The organism is Mesorhizobium sp. M0514, assembly GCF_040321145.1.
In the GTDB taxonomy this organism is placed as follows: Bacteria; Pseudomonadota; Alphaproteobacteria; order Rhizobiales; family Rhizobiaceae; genus Mesorhizobium.
In genome coordinates, this window is record NZ_JAMYQZ010000176.1 from 1 (window position 1) to 4,159 (window position 4,159).

Below are 4,159 nucleotides of genomic sequence, written 5' to 3' on the forward strand. Positions count from 1 at the left end.
TTCTCTTCGTTCACCGCCATTGCGTAGATCGACAGCCAGTCATTGGCCAGCAAAGGGTTGGGCTTGTTCTGCTGCCATTGCTCCTGCAGCTTGTCGTACAGCATGCGGGCACGACGGCGCACTTTCAGCCCGCCCGGCATGATGCCGTCCTGCGACAGGCCGCGGTCGATGCAGCCCTTCATGGCGCCCCAGATCGCATCAAGGCCGCTGTCGAGCTCCTCGCGCGACATATGCGTCTCTTCATTGATGCGCTTCATGTCGGCGATAGACAGGCCGCTTTTGCCTGCCATCTTCAGCATCTCGACGGCATTCTTGAAGGGATAGGGCACCTTCTTGCCTTCTGTGGTCACCGAGCCCTTCACCTTCATCCGCTGCAGCTCTTCCTCGGACACCACGAAGCCGCCGCCGATGGAATAGTAGATGCGCTTGAGCAGCAGCCGGTCGCCGGCATCGTAAGCGTAGAAGGCCATGCCGTTGGCGTGGCCGGTGAGCGGCGTCTTGCGGTCGAGCACCAGATCCGTCGCCGGGTCGAAGCGATAGGAGGGATGGCCGCGTGGCGATATCCGCTTCTCGGCGGCGATGCGCGTGGCGATTCCCTCGGCCTGATCGGGATCGACCGTCTGCGGTGTCAGGCCAGCAAGTCCGAGGACAACGGCGCGATCCGAGCCATGGCCGATACCGGTATAGGCGAGCGAGCCGTGCAGGCTGGCGCCAATGCGATCGACCTTGACGCCGGCCGGGCGCGGCCAGTCATCGCCGGCGATCTCGTCGAGAAACCGCCGCGCCGCCGTCATCGGTCCCATCGTGTGCGAACTCGACGGTCCGATGCCGATCTTGAACAAGTCGAAAACCGAAAGAAACACGCTGCGCCGTCTCCGGGAATGGGATCAAGACCTACATATAGGACTTTCCATGATGTTTGTGCTGTTTTGCGGATTGCGGCGCTGCACCTGCCGACCTTGTTTGCTCCGGCAGCGACATCCCCGGCTGAAAGCGCGTCGCGCTGAAACGGATTCATGCGACGCGCTTTAAGTTCTTGTTTTAATGCATGTGGTTGTCCCAGAACCGCAGCTCACTTCTGGGCGACATGCTTTGGAGCATCGAACTGACCGCTTTGCCTGTGGTAAAAGGGGGCATGGGCGATTCCTTCCATCTGTCGACGGCTGATCTGGCGGCGCTGGCTTTTTTCCTGCTCGCATGGTTGCTGCATACGCTGGCATCCGACGGCAGACTGGTCAGCCGGGTGTCGTTGACGATGGCCATGAACGTGCAGCGCGAGGCCTGGATGCGCACCATGGCCGAGCGCGAAATCCGCATCGTCGACACCGCCATCATGAGCGGCCTGCAGCAAGGCACCGCCTTTTTCGCCTCCAGTTCGCTGATTGCGCTCGGTGGCTGTTTCGCGCTGCTTGGCGCCTCGGATCAGGTCCTTGCCGTGCTGAACGACCTGCCGTTGAACGCGACCTCATCGCGCTCCGCCTTTCAGATCAAGGTCTTTGGCCTGGTCCTGATCCTGGCCTTCGCCTTCTTCAAGTTCGGCTGGGCCTACCGTCTCTTCAACTACTGCACGATCCTGATCGGCGCGGTGCCGATCCCCTATGGCGAGGCGTCACGCAACCCGGTCAGCGAAACGGCGGTGTGGCGCGCGGCGCGCATGAACATGCTGGCCGGCAAGCATTTCAATTCAGGCCTGCGCGCGGTGTTCTTCTCGATCGGCTATCTCGGCTGGTTCGTCGACCCGATCGTGTTCGTGCTGTCGACGCTGCTGCTACTGGCGGTGCTGGTGCGGCGTCAGTTCTTTTCCGCCGCAAGGCAAGCGGTGATCGGTCAGCCGCCCGGGCCGGGGAAAAGCTGGTCGATCCGGCCCGATAGCCAATAGGCGGCGAGCCCGATCCATTCGCGGATCGCCATGGTCGTGGTCTGCAGCGAATCGGGTGCGTTGTCGCGAAACAGGCCAAAGCCTTCCTTGCCCGAGGTGCGATAGTCGACCGGCCACGGGACCGTGTGAAAGCCGGCCTTGTCGAACAGCGCCTTGGCGCGCGGCATGTGGAAGGCGGAGGTCACCAGCAGCCAGGTTTCGCCCGATTTCGGCGTTACCAGTTCCTTGGTGAAGACGGCATTCTCATAGGTGTTGCGGGATTTGCTCTCGAGCATCAGGCGATCGGCGTCGACGCCAAGCGCACCGAGCAGCCGCGGCGCGGTGGCCGCATCCCCCTCGCCATCGATGAACAGTTCACCGGTGCCGCCCGAGATCACCACTTTCGCCTCGGGAAAGCGCCGGGCAATGATCGCCGCCTCGACCATGCGGTCGCCGCCCGAATTCAGCTCATAGCCGCCGCGCGCCAGGTTGATGGCGCCCTCGAAGCCGCCGCCGAGCACGACGATGCCGTCGACCTTCCGCGGCAGCGGCGGCTTTGGGAAGCGCTCTTCGAGCGGATTGAGCATCATGGCGCCAAGCGACGTCCAGGCCGACAACGCCAGAATCAGGAAGGCGAACACACTGCCCGCCGCCGCCAATCGCCGGCGGCCGATCAGCGCCGCGAGCAAGCCGGCAAGCAGCAGGAAGATCGCCAGGTTGAGTGGTTGGACGAAGAACCAGAATATCTTGGAGAGATAGAAGAACATTGCCTGCCTATCTCCAGCTCAAATTGTGACGGCCGATGAAGTGCTCGACCGCACTCGCTACCGCTTCCGCTTCGAGGCGGCTTAACTCCCTGCCGAAAACAAGGACGCCGTTCGCGTTGGTCAAGCTGATGACTTCCGACAGTTCCACTTCGTCCGTGGGATAGGTGTGGTCGAGGATTTCGACCCTAAGATGCCCTTTCAAAGGCAGTGACCACCGATTTCGCAAGGAACCCCTCACCGAGCGCACGGCTGCGGTGTCGGTCAGCCGCAGGGTTTCCCTGCCGAACACCCGCCAGATGAAATCCTTGCCCAGGAAATAGGTGAAGAGGGCAATGACCGCCACGAAGGACAGCAGGCCGAGCGTGCCGCTGGTGAGCGTTGCGGACGACATATCCGTCAATCCCATGTAGCCGGTGTAGGCGACGATCGCGGCCCCGATCAGGACAAAGACTGTCCTGAAATCCGAGGTGCGTGGCGGGTTCGTGATCAGCAGTTCGTTTCCCGTCTCGACGATGGAAATGCGAGACGGAGGCGGCATGCTACCACCACTTCTCCGGCTGGAAGGTTCCCGCCGCCTGCTCGATGACGGCGGCTGTCTGGAACAGGGTTTCCTCGTCGAAGGGACGGCCAATCAGCTGCAGGCCGAGCGGCAGGCCCTTGGCATCGAGGCCGGCAGGCACGGCAATGCCCGGCAGTCCGGCCATGTTCACGGTCACCGTGAAAATGTCGTTGAGGTACATTTTCACCGGATCGGCGGCCATGTCCTCGTCAGCGATGCCGAAGGCGGCCGACGGCGTCGCCGGCGTCAGGATGACGTCGACGCCGTCGGCAAAAACCGTCTCGAAGTCGCGCTTGATCAAATTGCGCACCTTCTGCGCCTGCAGATAGTAGGCATCGTAATAGCCTGCCGACAGCACATAGGTGCCGATCATGATGCGACGCTTGACCTCCCGACCGAACCCGGCGGCTCGGGTCTTTTCGTACATGTCGACAATGTCCTGGCCCGGCACGCGCAGGCCGTAGCGGACGCCGTCATAGCGCGCCAGATTGGACGATGCTTCGGCGGGCGCAACGATATAATAAGCCGGCAAAGCGTATTTGGTGTGCGGCAGCGAGATGTCGACGATCTCGGCGCCGGCATCCCTGAGCCAGGCAATGCCCTTCTGCCACAGCGCCTCGATCTCTTCCGGCATGCCGTCGACGCGGTATTCCCGGGGAATGCCGACCTTCATGCCCCTGATCGGTTTGCCGATCGCCGCCTCGTAATCCGGCACCGGCCGGTCGACGGAAGTGGTGTCCTTGGGGTCGACCGAGGCCATGGACTTCAGCATGATCGCGGCATCGCGCACGTCCCGGGCGATCGGGCCGGCCTGATCGAGCGACGAAGCGAAGGCGACGATGCCCCAGCGCGAGCAGCGGCCATAGGTCGGCTTGATGCCGACGGTGCCGGTGAAGGCGGCTGGCTGGCGGATCGAGCCGCCGGTGTCGGTGGCGGTGGCGCCGGCGCACAGGAAAGCCGAGACGGCGGAAGCCG

General features: G+C 62.9%; 5 protein-coding genes. 1 reads left to right on the forward strand and 4 read right to left on the reverse strand.

The window, feature by feature from the left end; translation table 11 throughout:
• A partial coding sequence (locus tag NKI61_RS32385; protein ID WP_352842356.1) for a serine dehydratase beta chain occupies nt 1-863 on the reverse strand: 863 nt, incomplete at its 3' end.
• Between the two features lie 272 nt (nt 864-1,135).
• Between NKI61_RS32385 and NKI61_RS32390 the strand changes: the two genes are divergently transcribed.
• A complete protein-coding gene (locus NKI61_RS32390; protein ID WP_023671004.1) occupies nt 1,136-1,879 on the forward strand; it encodes a DUF599 domain-containing protein in 744 nt (247 codons plus the stop codon).
• On the opposite strand, the gene NKI61_RS32395 is transcribed toward NKI61_RS32390, so the two are convergent.
• The 3 genes from NKI61_RS32395 to NKI61_RS32405 all read right to left on the reverse strand — a co-directional run.
• A complete protein-coding gene (locus NKI61_RS32395) occupies nt 1,828-2,625 on the reverse strand; it encodes a YdcF family protein (RefSeq protein ID WP_352842357.1) in 798 nt (265 codons plus the stop codon). The two genes, NKI61_RS32390 and NKI61_RS32395, sit on opposite strands and share 52 nt — an antisense overlap.
• A gap of 7 nt (nt 2,626-2,632) precedes the next feature.
• Complete coding sequence (locus NKI61_RS32400; protein ID WP_352653624.1) at nt 2,633-3,163, reverse strand: hypothetical protein; 531 nt, start codon at nt 3,161-3,163, stop codon at nt 2,633-2,635.
• 1 nt (nt 3,164) lies between these two features.
• Nucleotides 3,165-4,159: amidase family protein (locus tag NKI61_RS32405; protein ID WP_352842358.1), on the reverse strand; the 995-nt coding region annotated here is incomplete at its 5' end.